Source organism: Streptomyces sp. NPDC048270 (assembly GCF_040652335.1).
In the GTDB taxonomy this organism is placed as follows: Bacteria; Actinomycetota; Actinomycetes; order Streptomycetales; family Streptomycetaceae; genus Streptomyces.
Genome location: NZ_JBEZLV010000034.1, coordinates 1 through 17,094, shown reverse-complemented (window position 1 = coordinate 17,094; position 17,094 = coordinate 1). Strand labels below are relative to the sequence as shown.

The window sequence follows — 17,094 nt, the reverse complement described above, 5'->3', positions numbered from 1 at the left end:
GCGTCCATCCTCCCGGATGGAGTGCCCCCGGTTCCAGTCAAGGCGCTCGCGGGCCCGCGGGGTTCGCCGGGTTCATTGCACTTGCACAACAAGTCACCGGCCCCGGAGCGCCCGGCTGGACAAGTCCGGCCCGGTCGGACGACGATGACCGGAAAAGAGTGCCGCGGGCAGTGCCGGGGGGCGGACCGTAGAACACAGCTTTCCTCCGCGCGTGCCGTGCGTCCCCGCACTTCCACGGAGGAACACCCCAGATGAGCTTCGGCGACCCGAACAACCCGTACGGCCAGCAGCCCCAGGCCCCGCAGGGCCAGCCCGGCTACGGCTACCCGCAGCAGGCGCCCCAGGGCGTCCCGCCGCAGGGCGGCTACGCCTACCCGCAGCAGCAGGCCCCCCAGGGCTACCCGGCCTACCCCGGTGGCCCGGGCGGCGGCTACCCGGGTGCGCCCGCGCAGATGCCGGGTCTGGTGAAGACCGCGCGCGTCCTGCTCTTCGTCGTGGGCGGCCTGCAGCTCATCGTCGGCCTCGTCGCGCTGCTCGGCGGCGCCGCGCTGTCCACCACGGACAGCGGCGCGGCCGGTGACGTGGTCGGCGGCGTCGTGATCGCCCTCGGTCTCTTCGTCCTCGCCCTCGGCGTGCTGGCGATCGTCCTCGGCGCCAAGTTCGCCAAGGGCGGCAACGGCGTGCGCATCACGACGATCGTCTACGCCGCGCTGTCCATCCTGGGCGGCCTCGCCAACTTCACCAACACCGCCTCCGAGGGCGGCGGCCCGGCGGCCGGCGTCATCAGCCTGGCCATCGGCGGCCTGATCCTCGCCGCGATGGTCACCGCGCCCGGTGCCGCCTGGTTCAAGCGCCCGCGCTTCTGATCCTCGTACGCCGCAGTACGGCGAAGGCCGCGACCCGCGCAGTGCGGGTCGCGGCCTTCGCCGTTCTCACGGGTCCGTGCGGATCAGTGGAAGAAGTGCCGGGTGCCGGTGAAGTACATCGTCACGCCGGCCTTCTTCGCGGCCTCGACGACCAGCTCGTCGCGGACCGAACCGCCCGGCTGGACCACGGCCTTGATGCCGGCGGCCGTGAGGATCTCCAGCCCGTCCGGGAAGGGGAAGAAGGCGTCGGAGGCGGCGTACGAGCCCTGCGCGCGCTCGGCGCCGGCCCGCTCGACGGCGAGCTTCGCCGAGTCGACCCGGTTGACCTGGCCCATGCCGACACCGACCGAGGCGCCGTCCTTGGCCAGCAGGATGGCGTTGGACTTGACGGCCCGGCAGGCCTTCCACGCGAAGGCGAGCTCGGCGAGCTCCGCGGCGGAGAGGGCGTCGCCGGTGGCGAGGGTCCAGTTCGCCGGGTCGTCGCCCTCCGCCTGGAAGAGGTCCGACTGCTGGAGCAGTGCGCCGCCGGAGATCGGCTTGAGGTCGCCCGGCTGGTGCGGGGTGCCCGCCACCTTCAGGACCCGGATGTTCTTCTTCTTGGCGAGGATCTCGACGGCGCCGTCCTCGTAGCCGGGGGCCGCGATGACCTCGGTGAAGATCTCGGCGACCTGCTCGGCGAGGGCGACGGTCACCGGGCGGTTCACGGCGATGACACCGCCGAACGCCGACAGCGGGTCGCAGGCGTGCGCCTTGCGGTGGGCCGCGGCGACGTCCGTGTCCACGGCGATGCCGCACGGGTTGGCGTGCTTGATGATCGCGACGCAGGGCTCTTCGTGGTCGTAGGCGGCCCGGCGGGCGGCCTCGGTGTCCACGTAGTTGTTGAAGGACATCTCCTTGCCGTGCAGCTGCTCGGCGTTGGCGAGCCCGCCCGGCTGGCCGTCCGTGTAGAGCGCGGCGGCCTGGTGCGGGTTCTCGCCGTAGCGCAGGGTCGACTTGCGCTCCCAGGCGCCGGCCAGGAACTCGGGCAGCACGGCCTCCGGCTCCGGCGCGTACGCGTTCGTGAACCAGGACGCCACGGCCACGTCGTAGGCGGCGGTGTGCTGGAAGGCCTCGGCGGCCAGCCGCTTGCGGGCGGTGAGGTCGAAGCCGCCGCCCTGGGCGGCGGCGATCACGTCGGCGTAGCGGGCCGGGCTGGTGACGACGGCGACCGACGGGTGGTTCTTGGCGGCGGCGCGGACCATCGACGGGCCGCCGATGTCGATCTGCTCGACGCACTCGTCCGGGGTGGCACCCGACTGGACGGTGGCCAGGAAGGGGTAGAGGTTGACGATCACCAGGTCGAAGGGCTCCACGCCCAGCTCGGCGAGCTGGTTGCGGTGGTCCTCCAGGCGCAGGTCGGCGAGGATGCCGGCGTGCACGCGCGGGTGCAGCGTCTTGACGCGGCCGTCGAGGCACTCGGGGAAGCCGGTGAGCTCCTCGACCTTGGTGACGGGCACCCCGGCCGCGGCGATCTTCGAGGCGGTGGAGCCGGTGGAGACGAGCGCGACGCCCGCCTCGTGCAGTCCGCGGGCCAGCTCCTCCAGTCCCGTCTTGTCGTAGACACTGACGAGCGCACGCCGGATCGGCCGCTGGGTGGTGGTCGGGTCGTTGCTCTCTGCGGTCTCTACGGCGGTCACTGGATTGTTACCTTTCGTCCCTCAATGCGGTAGCCGTGCCGGGCCAGGCGCCCCACGACGTCGACGAGCAGCTGGCGCTCGACTTCCTTGATGCGCTCATGGAGAGCGGCTTCGTCGTCCTCGTCCCGGATCTCGACGACACCCTGGGCGATGATCGGACCGGTGTCCACGCCGGAGTCCACGAAGTGGACCGTGCAGCCGGTGACCTTCGCGCCGTAGGCGAGCGCGTCCCGTACGCCGTGGGCGCCGGGGAAGGCGGGGAGGAGGGCGGGGTGGGTGTTGATGAACCGGCCGCCGAAGCGGTCGATGAACGCCTTGCCCACGATCTTCATGAAACCGGCGGACACGACGAGGTCCGGGGCGTGGGCCCCGGTCGCCTCCGTGAGGGCGGTGTCCCACTCCTCGCGGCTGCCGTACGCCTTGACCGGGCAGACGAAGGTGGGGATCCCGGCCTTCTCGGCCCGCTCCAGACCGGCGATGTTCTCGCGGTCGGCCCCCACGGCGACGACTTCGGCGCCGAAGCCCGCGGGTCCGCCGGGATGGGCGTCGATGGCGTCGAGCAGGGCCTGGAGGTTGGTGCCGGAACCGGAGACCAGCACGACCAGGCGGGAGGCGGCCATGGGAGGCCCTTTCTCACGGGAATGCGGTGTTCGTCTTTGTGTGGTCATACGAAACTTCGGGGTACCGATATACGGGGAACCATACGAAGCCACCGACCGCCTGCAACGATACCGGCACACCGGGCGGCCCCCGAGGGACGGGGTGACGGCCGGGCGGTAGCGTCTGGCATACAAGCCGCAAACAGGCCTCACCCACCTGGCCTCCGCCGCGACGTCGCCCTGACGTCCATGACACAGGGGAAGAAACACACCCGATGCCGGACCGCCGCCAGCCCGACTCCCCCACCGACGACAACCCCTTCGCGGCTCCCCCGGAAGGCCGGCCCGACCAGCCGTGGCAGCCGCGCCGCGGTGGCGGCGACGGCCCCGGCAACGGCGGCGACGGCCGGCAGGACCCGGAGGGCGGCGGCCGGGGCGGACCGACGCGCTGGGACCCGACGGACCCGATCCAGCGCCGCGCCCGTTACGCGCTGCTGGCCGGCATGTGGGGCTTCTTCTTCGGGATCTTCGGGATCCCGTCGGTAGGGCTGCTGCTGGGGGCGCTCGCCCTGTACTGGGGCATCAGCGCGCTCCGCGGCCGGCCGGCGAAGCCGGAATCCACGGGGGCCGGCGCCGCACAGAGCCCGTCGTCCCCGCGGGGCGGCGGCCTGGCGGCCCTGGGCGAGGCGGCCCGCCCCCAGCGCACGGCGGCGGTGAGCGGCCTGGTCACGGCCTCGCTGGCGATCCTGCTGGCCCTCAGCTCGTACGCCGTGCAGCTGGCGTACAAGGACTTCTACGTCTGCCGCGACGACGCCCTGACCAACACGGCGGAACTCCAGTGCAACTCCCTCCTCCCGGACAACGTCCTGGGCGACGTCCTGAAGGTCCGCCAGTAACATCACCCCGGGCACCCACCCCGCCGCCGCCCTCGCGGGACCGGGGTCCCACCGGCAGACCATCCCAGCCCCGCCGGCGTTGAGGCGGGGGGGGGTCCGGGGGCGGAGCCCCTGGCACCGCAGCCGCCTCCACCCTTAGCCCCGCCGACGTTTGAGGCGCGGGGGCCCGGGGGCGGAGCCCCAGGCACCACAGCCGCCTCCACCCTTAGCCCCGCCGACGTTTGAGGCGCGGGGGCCCGGGGGCGGAGCCCCAGGCACCGCAGCCGCCGGGGGCGTTCCCGCACCGCCCAACCCCACCCCGCCCCACCTGCACACCCGGCCCCGCCACCCCCAGCCCCGCCGGCGTTTGAGGCGCGGGGGTCCGGGGGCGGAGCCCCAGGCACCGCAGCCGCCGGGGGCGTTTCTGCTGCGCCGGGGGGAGGCGCGGGACTAGGCCGGGGGCTTGCGGCGGGGGAAGACCCGGGTGCCGGCCACCTCCAGCGGCGGCACGGCCGGCTTCGGCGAGAGCAGGTCCAGGCGGATGCCCGGCATGACGGCCACCTTCCGGGGCGGCCGCGCCGGGTTCGAAGCCGCGGCCTGAACCGGAGTCCGCGCCGGAGCCGGGGGCTGGGGCTGGGCCGCCGTGGGGGCCGGGAACGGGCCGGGGGACGAAGCCCGGGCCGGAGTCCGGGCCGCGGCCCCGGCTTCGGGTGGGGCCGACCCGGCGACCGAGGACGGGGCCGGCGCTCGGGCCGGGGCCTTGGGCTCGCCCGGGGCCGGCGCTCGGGCCGGGGCCTTGGGATGGAGCTGGGCTTCGGCCGAGGTGTGGGAGTCGAGGTCCGGGACCAGGCGGCCCGCCGCATCGCGGAGCGCCGCCCAGCGGAGCTCCCGTACGCCGCTGTCGTGCCAGCCGTCATCCACCGCGAAGGCCGGCCGGTTCCGCCACGCGTGCACCCCCACGGCCACCGGCACGGCCAGCGCCAGCGTCCACGCGAACGCGGCCGCCCCCGTGGCCCACCACACCGGCCCGAACTCGGCCAGCGCCCGCGACCCCATCGGCCCCGCCGAGGCCGCCGCCAGCCCGGCCATGAGCAGCCCGCACACCAGCGCGCCCAGCGCCGCCGTCAGCGCGGTCTCCCCGTACGAGACCTCCCGCGCCCGCCGCACCGCGAACCAGCCCACCGCCAGCCCGGCCACCACCGGCACCCCCGCGACCGCCCAGGTCAGCGGAGTCCCCGGCCCCTCGGGCGGCAGCGCCGCCAGCAGCGGGAACCGGGGCAGCGCGGGCGAGCCCGTGAATCCGAGCGGGGTGGCGCTCACCGCGGTGCCGAGCGAGAACCCGGGCCCGAGGGCGTAGGCCGCCCCCCAGACCATGGCGTTCGGGACCAGCGCGACCGCGAGCAGCAGCACCGCGAAGCGCCCCGACCACACGCCGGTCAGCGACAGGAAGGACCCCTGGACCTCCGCACCGTGCCAGGCGAGCGAGCCGCCGACGAGCAGCGCGCCACCGCCCAGGAGGACGAGCGCCCCACCCGCCCCGGCCCGCAGCGCGAGCGCGTAACGAGGGCGCGCGACCGCCCTCCGCACGCCCCCCGGCAGCCAGTCCGGCATCGGCCCGAGCGGCCGCCCCCGTACCGCCCACACGCCGCCCGCGGCGGCCAGCACGGCGACCAGCGGAACGTGCCAGGCCGCGCTGATCGGATCGGCCGGCATGGGCCCGCCCGCCGCGTACACGGTGGCCAGAGCCCCGACGGCCAGATAGCCGCAGAGCACCGCCGAGAAGACCGCGCCGGCCGGCAGCACCTCCTCGCCCTCCTCCTCGGAGGCGCTGCCCAGCCGGGCGGCCCTCCGCATGAGCAGCACGGGAAGCGCGACGAGAAGCAGGGGCGTCACGCCGACGGGCGCCGGCACGCCGGACAGGGTCTCGTACCGCACCAGCTCCGTCCCGTGGGCGAGCAGCCACAGTCCGGCGGCGAGGTGCAGGGCCCCGCCGGGGCCGCTGTCGGGATAGGGGGAACTGATCCACAGCACGATGACGAGCACGGCGAGGAAGCCGAGCCCGAGTCCGGCCGCCACGGCGCCGCCCACCACGCACGCGGCGGCCGCCGGGGAGCGGCGCCGTCCGACGGCTCGCGGGGCCACGGACAACGGGGTCCCGCGTTCGGTCACTTGGGTCACCCCGCCATGGTGCCAACGACACGCGCTATGAGCGGGTAACAGGCGAATGCCCGTGGTGTCGCTCAATATACGCTTATGTACTTTTTCGCCCAGGGCTGCCGGGTCGCGGGGAGTGTGGCATGACACAACGCGTCGAGGGCCTGCCCGCACCGAAAGAGCGCCGAAGACTGCGCGCAGCCGCGGAGCTGACGCCCGACCAGGTCGCGAAGGCCGTGGGCGTCACCCCGAGCACGGTCCGCTCCTGGGAATCGGGCCGTACCCACCCCCGCGGCCGAAAGCGCGAGCTGTACGCGGATTTCCTGGCCCGCCTCGCGACGCCGCCGGACGCCCCGCAAGCCCCGGCAACCCCGGCAACCCCGGAAGCCGCCGCCGAGCCGTCGACCCCGGTCACGGCCGGAACAACGGCCGGAAGGGCAGCCGGAACGACGGGCGCGACGCCGGGCGCCACATCGGACGCGCCGCCGAACGCGACGCCGGACGGGACGCCGGACGCGACGCCGACCGCCGACGCCGGGCCGCCCGAGCCCACCCCACGGGCCATCCCGACGGCATCCGGGGAGAGCCCTGCTGTCGCCGCGTCAGGAACGGCGGCACCGGCCGAGCCGACCGGCCCGCCCACCCCGACCGAGCCGACGGGGACGCCCGCCCCGGCCGAGCCGACGGCGACGCCCGCCCCCGACGGCTCCACCGCGGCGGCCGAGCCCGGAGAATCCACCGGAACGGCCGAACCCGAAGCCGAACCCCAAGCCGAAACCGAAGCCGAACCCGAAGCCGAACCCCCTGCCGTGGCACCGCCCCGGCGACCGGCCGAGGCCTTCGACGCCCTGTACGCCCACGCCGCCCCCGACCTCGCCCGCCAGACCTACCTGCTCACCAGCCGCCGCCGCCTCGCCCTGGAGTCGGTGGAGCGGGCGTTCCGCCAGGCCTGGGCCCAGTGGCCGGAGGTGGCCACCGACCCGGACCCGGTGGGCTGGGTGCGCGCGGCCGCGTACGAGTACGCCCTCTCGCCCTGGCACCGCTTCCGGCGGGCCCACCGCCACCCGGACAAGCCCCCCGCCGAGCCCGTCGACCGGATCCTGCTCGACGCGATGCTCGCCCTGCCGACCGTCCACCGCCGTACGGTGCTGCTCTACGACGGCGTCGGCCTGGACCTCCCCGACACCGCCGCCGAGACCGAGGCCAGCACCCCCGCGACCGGCAACCGCCTCCTCAACGCGCACGCCGACCTCGCCGACCGGATCCCGGAACTGGCCGGCGTACCGCCCGAGAAGCAGTCCGCGCTGCTGCGCGACCTGTTCGACGCGCTGCGGCCGGCCGTGGAGCTCGAGCCGCGCCCGGCGCCGGCCGTACGCGGCCACGGCGAGCGCCGGACCCGGCAGTGGACCCGCGCGACGCTCAGCCTCACCGCCGTGATCGCCGCCGCGACCGCCTACACGGCCGCGACCGCGCCCACGCGGTACGAGCCCCCGCGGGCGCCCGGCGAGAGCGTCTCCGGCGTGCCCCCGCTCAGCGGCCCCCCGCAGCTCACCGAGCAGAGCAGGCTGCTCCACGACAAGCTGCGCGCCGACCCGGCGGCCGGGCCGGCCCGGATCGCGCCGCGGATCGACTGAGCGGCGGACGGACGGCGCACGGGACGGCAAAGGGCGTGGCCCGCACCCCGAGGGGTGCGGGCCACGCCCTTTGCGCGCACGTGTGTGTGCCTACTGAGCGGCGTTCAGGATCTCGCGCGCCAGCTTGGCGGTCTCGGTCGGCGTCTTGCCGACCTTCACGCCGGCGGCCTCGAGGGCCTCCTTCTTGGCCTGCGCGGTGCCGGAGGAGCCGGAGACGATGGCGCCGGCGTGGCCCATGGTCTTGCCCTCGGGGGCGGTGAAGCCCGCGACGTAGCCGACGACCGGCTTGGTGACGTTCTTCGCGATGAAGTCCGCCGCACGCTCCTCGGCGTCGCCGCCGATCTCGCCGATCATGACGATGAGCTCGGTCTCCGGGTCGGCCTCGAAGGCCTCCAGGGCGTCGATGTGCGTGGTGCCGATGACCGGGTCGCCACCGATGCCGACGGCGGAGGTGAAGCCGATGTCACGGAGCTCGTACATCATCTGGTAGGTCAGCGTGCCGGACTTGGACACGAGACCGATCTTGCCGGGCTTGGTGATGTCGCCCGGGATGATGCCGGCGTTGGACTGGCCGGGGGTGATCAGACCCGGGCAGTTCGGGCCGATGATCCGCGTCTTGTTGCCCTTGGCGGTCGCGTACGCCCAGAAGGCGGCGGAGTCGTGCACCGCGATGCCCTCGGTGATGACGACGGCCAGCGGGATCTCGGCGTCGATGGCCTCGACGACGGCGGCCTTGGCGAAGGCCGGCGGGACGAAGAGGACGGAGACGTTGGCGCCCGTCTTCTCCATCGCCTCGGCGACGGAGCCGAAGACCGGGACCTCGGTGCCGTCGAAGTCGACGGTGGTGCCGGCCTTGCGCGGGTTCACGCCGCCGACGATGTTGGTGCCGTCAGCCAGCATCAGCTTGGTGTGCTTCATGCCCGTGGCACCGGTCATGCCCTGGACGATGACCTTGCTGTCCTTGTTGAGGAAGATAGCCATGTGAGTCTGTGACCTCTGCCCTTACTTCGCAGCCGCGAGCTCGGCGGCCTTGTCGGCCGCGCCGTCCATGGTGTCCACGCGCTGGACCAGCGGGTGGTTGGCGTCCGAGAGGATCTTGCGACCCAGCTCGGCGTTGTTGCCGTCGAGACGGACGACCAGCGGCTTGGTGACCGCCTCGCCCTTGTCCTCGAGCAGCTTCAGCGCCTGGACGATGCCGTTGGCGACCTCGTCGCAGGCGGTGATGCCACCGAAGACGTTGACGAAGACGGACTTGACGTCCGGGTCACCGAGGATGATCTCGAGACCGTTGGCCATGACGGCGGCGGAGGCGCCACCGCCGATGTCCAGGAAGTTGGCGGGCTTGACGCCGCCGTGGTTCTCGCCGGCGTAGGCGACGACGTCGAGGGTGCTCATGACGAGACCCGCGCCGTTGCCGATGATGCCGACCTCACCGTCGAGCTTCACGTAGTTGAGGTTCTTCGCCTTGGCGGCGGCCTCGAGCGGGTTCGCGGCCGCGTGGTCCACGAACTCCTCGTGACCCGGCTGGCGGAACTCGGCGTTCTCGTCGAGCGAGACCTTGCCGTCGAGCGCGATGACGTCGCCGGAGGCGACCTTCGCGAGCGGGTTGACCTCGACGAGGAGCGCGTCCTCGGCGATGAAGGTGTCCCACAGGGTCACGAGGACCTCGGCGACCTTCTCGGCGACCTCGGCCGGGAACTGCGCCAGGGCGACGATCTCGCGGGCCTTCTCGATGGTCACGCCCTCGTTGGCGTTCACCGGGACCTTGGCGAGCTTCTCCGGGGTCTCCTCGGCGACCTGCTCGATGTCCATGCCGCCCGCGACCGACGCCATGGCGAGGAAGGTGCGGTTGGTCCGGTCGAGGAGGTACGAGACGTAGTACTCCTCGAGGATCTCGGGAGCAGTCTCGGCGATCATCACCTTGTGGACCGTGTGGCCCTTGATGTCCATGCCGAGGATGTCCGTCGCCCGGGCGACGGCCTCGTCCGGGGTGGCGGCCAGCTTCACGCCGCCGGCCTTGCCGCGGCCGCCGACCTTCACCTGCGCCTTGACGACCGACTTGCCGCCCAGCCGCTCGGTGGCCTCGCGAGCCGCCTCAGGCGTGTCGATGACTTCACCGGCCAGCACCGGTACACCGTGCTTGGCGAAGAGGTCCCTCGCCTGGTACTCGAACAGGTCCACGCGCGTCCGTCCCTTGTCTTTTTTAAAGATTCGCAGTGATTCGCGGTTGTCTGCTATCTGCGTGGGCGTGCCGCGGAGGGCAACGTGACGGCGCTGTCACAAGGAAGGCGCACACGGTGACCGTGGACGCGGCATGTCCGTCCCGCAGGTTATCCCCGTGGGCCGTAGGTCCCTAAATCACAGATCACACCTGAGCGGTGATACCTGTCACAGATCGCCTCACGGTTGAGCTGGAACTTCGTGCGATCGGCCCATTCCCCGCTGGGCTCCCGCGCCCCCTCAGGGCGCGGGCAGGGGCCGCTTCTCCAGGGCCGCGGCCATCACCTCCGGGAACAGGTCGGGAGTGCAGGCGAAGGCGGGCGCGCCGAGGGCGGCCAGGGCGGCGGCGTGCTCCCGGTCGTAGGCCGGGGCGCCCTCGTCGGAGAGGGCGAGCAGGGTCACGAACTCCACGCCGGAGGCCTTCATCGCGGCGACCCGCCGCAGCATCTCGTTGCGTATGCCGCCCTCGTAGAGGTCGCTGATCAGGACCACGACGGTGTCGGCGGGCCGGGTGATCTTGGACTGGCAGTAGGCGAGCGCGCGGTTGATGTCGGTGCCGCCGCCGAGCTGGGTGCCGAAGAGCACGTCCACCGGATCGTCGAGCTGGTCGGTCAGGTCGACCACGGCGGTGTCGAAGACGACGAGGCGGGTGGCGATCGAGCGCATGGAGGCGAGGACGGCGCCGAAGACCGAGGCGTAGACGACGGAGGCCGCCATCGAACCCGACTGGTCGATGCAGAGGACCACCTCCTTCTTCACCGATTGCGCCGCCCGGCCGTAGCCGATCAGCCGTTCGGGGACGACCGTGCGGTGCTCGGGCAGGTAGTTCTTCAGATTGGCCCGGATCGTGCGGTTCCAGTCGATGTCGTGGTGGCGGGGCCGGCTGATGCGGGCCGAGCGGTCGAGCGCGCCGGTGAGCGTGGCCCGGGTGCGCGCCCCGAGCTTCTTCTCCAGCTGCTCGACCACCTTGCGGACCACGGCCCGCGCCGTCTCCCTCGTGGTGTCGGGCATCGCCTTGTTCAGGGAGAGCAGGGTGCCGACCAGGTGCACGTCCGGCTCGACGGCCTCCAGCATCTCCGGCTCCAGCAGCAGCGCGGACAGTCCGAGCCGCTCGATGGCGTCGCGCTGCATCACCTGGACCACCGAGCTGGGGAAGTACGTACGGATGTCCCCGAGCCAGCGCGCCACGTTCGGCGCGGACCCGCCGAGCCCGGCGGACCGTGCCCCGGCCCCCTTCCGCGGCCCGCCCGGGCCGCCCGGGCCGCCCCCGCCGTACAGCGCGCCGAGCGCGGCGTCCATCGCGGCGTCCCGCCCGCCCAGCACACAGCCCGTACCGTCCCCCTCTCCCCCACCGAGCACCATCCGCCACCGCCGCAACCGCTCACTCCCGGCCCGGTCCACAGCCCCCTGCACCACATCCACACCGCTCACCACCCAGACCCCCTCCACAACTCAAACCCCAAACCCACCAACACCGGCAACCCACCCGCCCCCTCCAGCCCCACGCATCCCCTCCCGACCCCTCTAACACCACCCGGCACATCCAGCCCCGCCGGCATTTGAGGCGCGGGGCCCGGGGCGGAGCCCCAATCCCTGAGCCGCACCGGCACCCCCAGCCCCGCCACACCCCAGCCCCACCCGGCACATCCAGCCCCGCCGGCGTTTGAGGCGCGGGGCCCGGGGCGGAGCCCCGATCCCTGAGCCGCACCGGCACCCCCAGCCCCGCCACTCCCGGGCCCGGGGACCGCGGAGCCGCAACCCGGCCGGCCGGTGGCGCGCCCTCACGCCACCCCCACCCCGCCCGCAGGCGAGAGCAGCATCCGGACCAGCCCCACCACCGCATCCGCCCGGACCTCGTCCAGCTCCCGGCCGAACCCCTCGGCCCCCGCCCCCGCCCCCGCCCGAGCCCGAGCCGGCCCGCCGGGCCCCCGGCGGACCAGCTCGCCCAGGGTCCGCTTCACGCCCGGCTCGTACGCCCCGAACGTGCGCCGCAGCAACGGCAGTACGTCGGTGAACGCCCGCTCCGGCACCCCCGTCAGCCAGCTGTCGATCAGGCCCAGCAGCCGCGCGTCGTGGACCAGCAGGGTCCCGCCGCCCGAACTGCCGCCCGCGAAGCCCTCGATCCAGCCCGCCGCGTCGGCCGGGTCGCCCGCCGGTGACAGGGCGAGCCCCATCAGCCGGGCCGTCTCCTCGTCCGGCAGCCGCCCGTCGTCGAGCAGCAGCCGGACCGCGCGGCCGCGGATCAGCCCCGGCACGCTCTCCCGGACCGCCAACGAGCCCAGCACGGCCGACCAGCGCTCGCGCAGTCCCTCGTCCGCGTCCGCCAGCAGCCCGACCGCCCCGTGCACCCCGTCCACGTGGCCGCGCAGCTCCGCCGCCGCGTCGGCGTCGAGCCCGGCGGCGCAGGCGGGCGGCAGCGCCACGCATATCCGCTCGGCGAGCCCGGCCGCCACCGTGCCGAGGGCCGCCGCGTCGGTGCCGCGGACGTCCCCGTACCGCAGCGAACGGGCCAGCGCGGGCAGGGCCTTGGCGAGCCGCGCCACGTCGGTGTCCAGCGCGGCCCGGTCCGCGAGCGCCCGCAGGACGGCGGGCAGCGCCTCCGACAGCCCGGCGAGCAGGCACCGCTCGGCCAGCGCGGTGACCTCGCCCAGCTCCCCGGCGCCGGCCGCGTCCGCCTCCGCCTTGGCGGTGGCCGCCGCGAGGACGGTGGTGCCCCAGATCCCGGCCTCCGCGACCCGCACCGACAGCTCCGGCTCCCAACGCAGCCGCCAGGTCTCCCGGAAGGTCCCGGTGCTGCCCCGGGAGGCGGCCGGTATGCCCCAGTCGATGCCGAGCAGCCGCAACCGGTGCAGCAGCAGCGACTTCGCCGCGTCCGCCTCCTTGCGCAGGTCGAGCTCCAGCTCGCGGTCCTGGGCCTCGGGTTTGAGCCGCAGCGAGCGCTGCCGGCGGGTGAGGTCGCGCTGGAGCGGTACGACGGGCGCCGTGTCCGGGACCTCCCCGAGCACGTCCCCGACGACGAGCCGGTCCTCGATCAGCGCGAGCGGCACCTCGGATCCGTCGCACATCACCGCCCGGACCGCTTCCAGCGTCTCCGTCAGCCCGGCCAGGGGTCTCCCGCGCATCGCGGCCAGCGTCCCGGCCAGCCGGACCGCCTCGATGACGTGTGCCGAGGAGACCTGACGGTCCTCCTCCCGGAGCAGCCCGGCGACCTTGGTCAGCCACCGCTCCACGGGCCGGTCCCGGGCCTCGAAGAGGTGGGCGTACCAGCCGGGCGAGGTGATCCCGGCGCCGTACCCCCCGGCCCGGGCCAGCCTGCGGTGGGTCCAGGGCACCCAGGTGGTCTCCACCTTGACCTTCGGCAGGCCGGTGAGCAGCGCCTTGTCGGCGGCCGCGGTGGCCTTGGCCCGCAGTGCGGGGACGTGCCAGGCCCCGCACACCACGGCGTACGCGTCGCCGAACTCCCTGCGCGCGGCCCGCATCCGCTGGCGCATGTGGGCCTCGCGCACGAGGTCGCGGGCGTGGCCTCCGTCGCCGTACGCCTCGCGCAGGGCGCCCATGGCCTCCCCGAGCGCCTCGAACGCGGCCAGCGGGTCCGGCACGGCCCCGGTGCCCCGGTGTTCGACCACGTCCTCCCACCAGCGCTCCGGGTCGTCGTACCCGGCGGTCTCGGCCAGCACCGCGAGGGGGTCCACCCGTACGGATGCGGGCTCCTCGCCGTCCCCGTCCTCCCGGCGGGCCAGCGTGTGGGCGGCCGGGAGGTCCATGAACCGCACCGGTACGCCCGCCTCCTGCGCCCAGCGGATCGCGATCCACTCCGGGGAGAAGCCGGCCAGCGGCCAGAACGCGGCGCGGCCGGGATCGTCCGCGGCGTGTGCGAGCAGCGCCACGGGCGGCCGCATCGCGGGATCGGCGGCCAGGCCGAGCAGTGCGTCCCCCTCGGGCGGCCCCTCGATGAGCACGGCCGCCGGTTTCGCCGCGTCGAGCGCGGCGCGCACGGCGCGGGCCGAGCCGGGCCCGTGGTGCCGTACGCCCAGCAGCAGCGGGCTCATGCCGTCACCTCCCGGCAGGCCCGGTAGAAGTCCTTCCAGCCGTCCCGCTCGCGGACCACGGCCTCCAGGTACTCCTGCCAGACCACCTTGTCGGCGGCGGGGTCGCGGACGACGGCTCCGAGGATCCCGGCGGCCACGTCGGAGGGGCGCAGGACGCCGTCCCCGAAGTGGGCGGCGAGGGCCAGGCCGCCCGTGACGACGGAGATGGCCTCGGCGGTGGACAGGGTGCCGCTGGGCGATTTCACCTTCGTCCGGCCGTCGCCGGTGACCCCGTCGCGCAGCTCGCGGAAGACGGTGACGACGCGGCGGATCTCCTCAAGGCCCTCGGGCACGGCCGGCAGGTCGAGGGCGCGGCCCATCTGGTCGACGCGGCGGGCGACGATGTCGACCTCGGCGTCGGCGGTGGCGGGCAGCGGCAGGACGACGGTGTTGAAGCGCCGGCGCAGCGCACTGGAGAGCTCGTTGACCCCGCGGTCGCGGTCGTTGGCGGTGGCGATCAGGTTGAACCCGCCGACGGCCTGCACCTCTTCGCCGAGCTCCGGTATCGGGAGGGTCTTCTCGGACAGGACGGTGATGAGCGTGTCCTGGACGTCGGCGGGGATGCGGGTGAGCTCCTCGACGCGGGCGGTCATGCCGTCGGCCATGGCCCGCATGACGGGGCTGGGGACGAGAGCCCCGCGGCTGGGGCCGTGGGCGAGCAGCCGGGCGTAGTTCCAGCCGTAGCGGATGGCCTCCTCGGGGGTGCCGGCGGTGCCCTGGACGAGGAGGGTGGAGTCTCCGCTGACGGCGGCGGCGAGGTGTTCGGAGACCCAGGTCTTCGCGGTGCCGGGGACGCCGAGGAGGAGCAGGGCCCGGTCGGTGGCGAGAGTGGTGACGGCGACTTCGACGATGCGGCGCGGCCCGATGTACTTGGGCGTGATGACCGTTCCGTCGTCGAGGGTGCCGCCGAGGAGGTAGGTGGCCACGGCCCACGGGGAGAGCTTCCAGCGGGCCGGGCGGGGCCGGTCGTCCGCGGCCGCCAGGGCTTTCAGTTCGTCTGCGAAGGCGTCTTCGGCGTGCGGTCGAAGCACCTGGGTCCGGCGGTCGTTCTCGGGCGTGGTCATGGTCCCCCTCCAATGCTCGGCAGCCGCTCCCGACTGCTGTTCCAACGGTGCACCACGCCACTGACAACGCCCTCTGTTCGAACCGTTGTTGCTGGTCAGGGCGATTGTCAGTGGCGGTCCGTACGGTGGTTCACATGACTGAGCAGGGGGTCCGCTGGACGGCGGAACAGGTACTGGCTCTGGCTCCTGACGATGCCTCGCGCAAGGCGGGGGGCAGACTCGGCGGGGCGGGGCCGTGGTCACAGATCGGAGGTTCCGCTTCCGGTTCTGTATGGGGGTTGTGCAAGGGCAGCGGCAGCAAGCCGTACCGCACGGTCGTGGACCTGGCGGGGCCGGCGTACAAGTGCTCCTGCCCGAGCCGGAAGTTCCCCTGCAAACACGCGCTGGGCCTGCTGCTGCTCTGGTCCGCGGAGGGGGTGGGCGAGCCGGGCGAGGCGCCGGAGTGGGCCGCGCAGTGGCTGGCGGAGCGCGCGGCGAAGACCGAGCGGCCGGCAGCCCCCGCGGGCAGGCCGGCGGACGAGGAGGGGGCGCGGCGGCGGGCCGAGCGGCGGGCGGCGCGGATCGGTGCGGGGGTCACCGAGCTGGAGCAGCGGCTGGCCGATCTGCTGCGCGGCGGCCTCGCCGGTCAGGAGCAGGCGGGTTACGCGGGCTGGGAGGAGACCGCCGCCCGGATGGTCGACGCACAGGCGCCCGGACTGGCCGGTCGGGTAAGGGAGTTGGGGACGATACCCAGTTGCGGCCCCGGCTGGCCCGCCAGGATGCTGGAGGAGGCGGCGCTGCTGCACCTGCTGGACCGGGCCTGGCTGGGTGTGTCGGCACTGCCCGCAGAGCTGGCCGCGACCGTGCGCAGCCGCGTGGGACTGCCGGCCTCCGGGGAGGGGGAGGCCGTACGGGACCGCTGGCTGGTGCTCGCGCAGTACGACTCGGTGTCGCCGGACGGCCGGCTCACCACCCGCCGGATATGGCTGCGCGGGCTGGGGAGCGGGCGGCCGGCCCTGGTCCTGGACTTCGGCCCGCCCGGGCGGGCTCCGGGGCTGGCCCTGCCGGTGGGGCTGGTGCTGGAGGCGGAAGTCCGCTTCCGGCCCAGGTCGGCGGGGCTGCGGGGGGATCTGGGGGACAGGTCCGCGGCAGCCGTGCCGTGCCCGGAGGCTCCGGCCGGGGTGGGCACGGGGGCCGCCCTGGAGGCGTACGGGGCCGCGCTGCGGGAGGACCCGTGGCTGGAGTCCTGGCCGGTGGTGCTCGGTCCGGTGATCCCGATACCGGGAGAGCTGGGCTGGCAGCTGGCGGACGCGGCGGGCGACTGCGCCCTGCCGGTGCCCGTCACGGGGGCGGGCAGCCGCTCGCGCGGCGGTCTGTGGCAGCTGGCGGCGTTGTCGGGCGGGAGCCCGGTGACGGTGTTCGGGGAGTGCGGCCATCGCGGCTTCACCCCTCTGACCGCCTGGCAGCCGGGCTCCTCCGAGGCGGTACCGCTGGCCTGACCGCGGGCCCGGCGCAGCAGGAAATCACAGGGGAAGAGCTAGGGGCCTGGGGACACCTGTGCCGTCACGCAGGGGCGGCGGAGGCGAGGAAGGACGCGGTGGCGCGGGGGCGCCGTCGTGTGGTGACGAGAGCCGGGGGGCTTGCATGAACGACAACCACGCCAGTTGAGCGCAGTAGGACGGGGCATCGACTGCTCCGGTCCCGCGGAGGGGGCGGGACCGGAGCGGGGGGCAGTGACGAGCGACGAGTGTCGAGGGAGGGGTCCGATGGGCAAGGGCGGCGAGGAGTACGGGGAGTACGGGGACTGGGAGGAGCTGGTCGGTGCGGCGCTGCTGGGCACCGGTACCACCGCGCGGCGCCCGTTGGGCGTGGCCGCGGGGGCGGCGATCACCTCGCCCCCGGAGGCCGCGCAGTGCGCGACCGCCGCGTCGAGGTCGGC

General features: G+C 74.3%; 12 protein-coding genes. 4 read left to right on the top strand and 8 right to left on the bottom strand.

Translation table 11 applies throughout. The features are described 5' to 3' along the window. Positions 1–251: 251 nt before the first annotated feature. Positions 252–866, top strand: coding sequence for a hypothetical protein (locus AB0D66_RS25895; protein ID WP_362308078.1), 615 nt, complete (start codon positions 252–254; stop codon positions 864–866). 83 nt (positions 867–949) lie between these two features. Here AB0D66_RS25895 and purH read toward each other — a convergent pair whose 3' ends face one another. Beyond that, on the bottom strand, positions 950–2,542 hold the full coding sequence (gene purH / locus AB0D66_RS25890; RefSeq protein WP_362308075.1) for a bifunctional phosphoribosylaminoimidazolecarboxamide formyltransferase/IMP cyclohydrolase: 1,593 nt from the start codon (positions 2,540–2,542) through the stop codon (positions 950–952). Further along, entirely contained in the window at positions 2,539–3,162 is a 624-nt protein-coding gene (gene purN, locus AB0D66_RS25885) for a phosphoribosylglycinamide formyltransferase (RefSeq protein WP_362308072.1), read from the bottom strand. The genes purH and purN overlap by 4 nt, the downstream gene beginning before the upstream one ends. Before the next feature lie 254 nt (positions 3,163–3,416). On the opposite strand from purN, the gene AB0D66_RS25880 reads away from it, so the two are divergent. Beyond that, entirely contained in the window at positions 3,417–4,037 is a 621-nt protein-coding gene (locus tag AB0D66_RS25880; protein WP_362308069.1) for a hypothetical protein, read from the top strand. Positions 4,038–4,466: 429 nt separating this feature from the next. Here AB0D66_RS25880 and AB0D66_RS25875 read toward each other — a convergent pair whose 3' ends face one another. Continuing rightward, on the bottom strand, positions 4,467–6,194 hold the full coding sequence (locus AB0D66_RS25875) for a DUF6350 family protein (RefSeq protein WP_362308066.1): 1,728 nt from the start codon (positions 6,192–6,194) through the stop codon (positions 4,467–4,469). A gap of 119 nt (positions 6,195–6,313) precedes the next feature. Here AB0D66_RS25875 and AB0D66_RS25870 point away from each other — a divergent pair, with 119 nt between their 5' ends. After that, positions 6,314–7,804: a helix-turn-helix domain-containing protein gene (locus AB0D66_RS25870; RefSeq protein WP_362308064.1), complete on the top strand. Its 1,491-nt coding sequence runs from the start codon at positions 6,314–6,316 to the stop codon at positions 7,802–7,804. Between the two features lie 90 nt (positions 7,805–7,894). Here AB0D66_RS25870 and sucD read toward each other — a convergent pair whose 3' ends face one another. The 5 genes from sucD to AB0D66_RS25845 form a co-directional block, all read right to left on the bottom strand. Next, positions 7,895–8,785: a succinate--CoA ligase subunit alpha gene (sucD, locus tag AB0D66_RS25865; RefSeq protein ID WP_030710487.1), complete on the bottom strand. Its 891-nt coding sequence runs from the start codon at positions 8,783–8,785 to the stop codon at positions 7,895–7,897. A 21-nt stretch (positions 8,786–8,806) separates the two neighbouring features. Continuing rightward, on the bottom strand, positions 8,807–9,985 hold the full coding sequence (gene sucC, locus AB0D66_RS25860) for an ADP-forming succinate--CoA ligase subunit beta (protein ID WP_362308060.1): 1,179 nt from the start codon (positions 9,983–9,985) through the stop codon (positions 8,807–8,809). A 279-nt stretch (positions 9,986–10,264) separates the two neighbouring features. Continuing rightward, entirely contained in the window at positions 10,265–11,386 is a 1,122-nt protein-coding gene (locus tag AB0D66_RS25855) for a VWA domain-containing protein (protein ID WP_362308253.1), read from the bottom strand. 419 nt (positions 11,387–11,805) lie between these two features. Beyond that, a complete protein-coding gene (locus AB0D66_RS25850; protein ID WP_362308057.1) occupies positions 11,806–14,073 on the bottom strand; it encodes a DUF5682 family protein in 2,268 nt (755 codons plus the stop codon). Next, entirely contained in the window at positions 14,070–15,176 is a 1,107-nt protein-coding gene (locus AB0D66_RS25845) for an AAA family ATPase (protein WP_362308054.1), read from the bottom strand. The genes AB0D66_RS25850 and AB0D66_RS25845 overlap by 4 nt, the downstream gene beginning before the upstream one ends. A gap of 134 nt (positions 15,177–15,310) precedes the next feature. Between AB0D66_RS25845 and AB0D66_RS25840 the strand changes: the two genes are divergently transcribed. After that, positions 15,311–16,654: an SWIM zinc finger family protein gene (locus AB0D66_RS25840; protein ID WP_362308051.1), complete on the top strand. Its 1,344-nt coding sequence runs from the start codon at positions 15,311–15,313 to the stop codon at positions 16,652–16,654. The last annotated feature ends 440 nt before the right edge of the window (positions 16,655–17,094 follow it).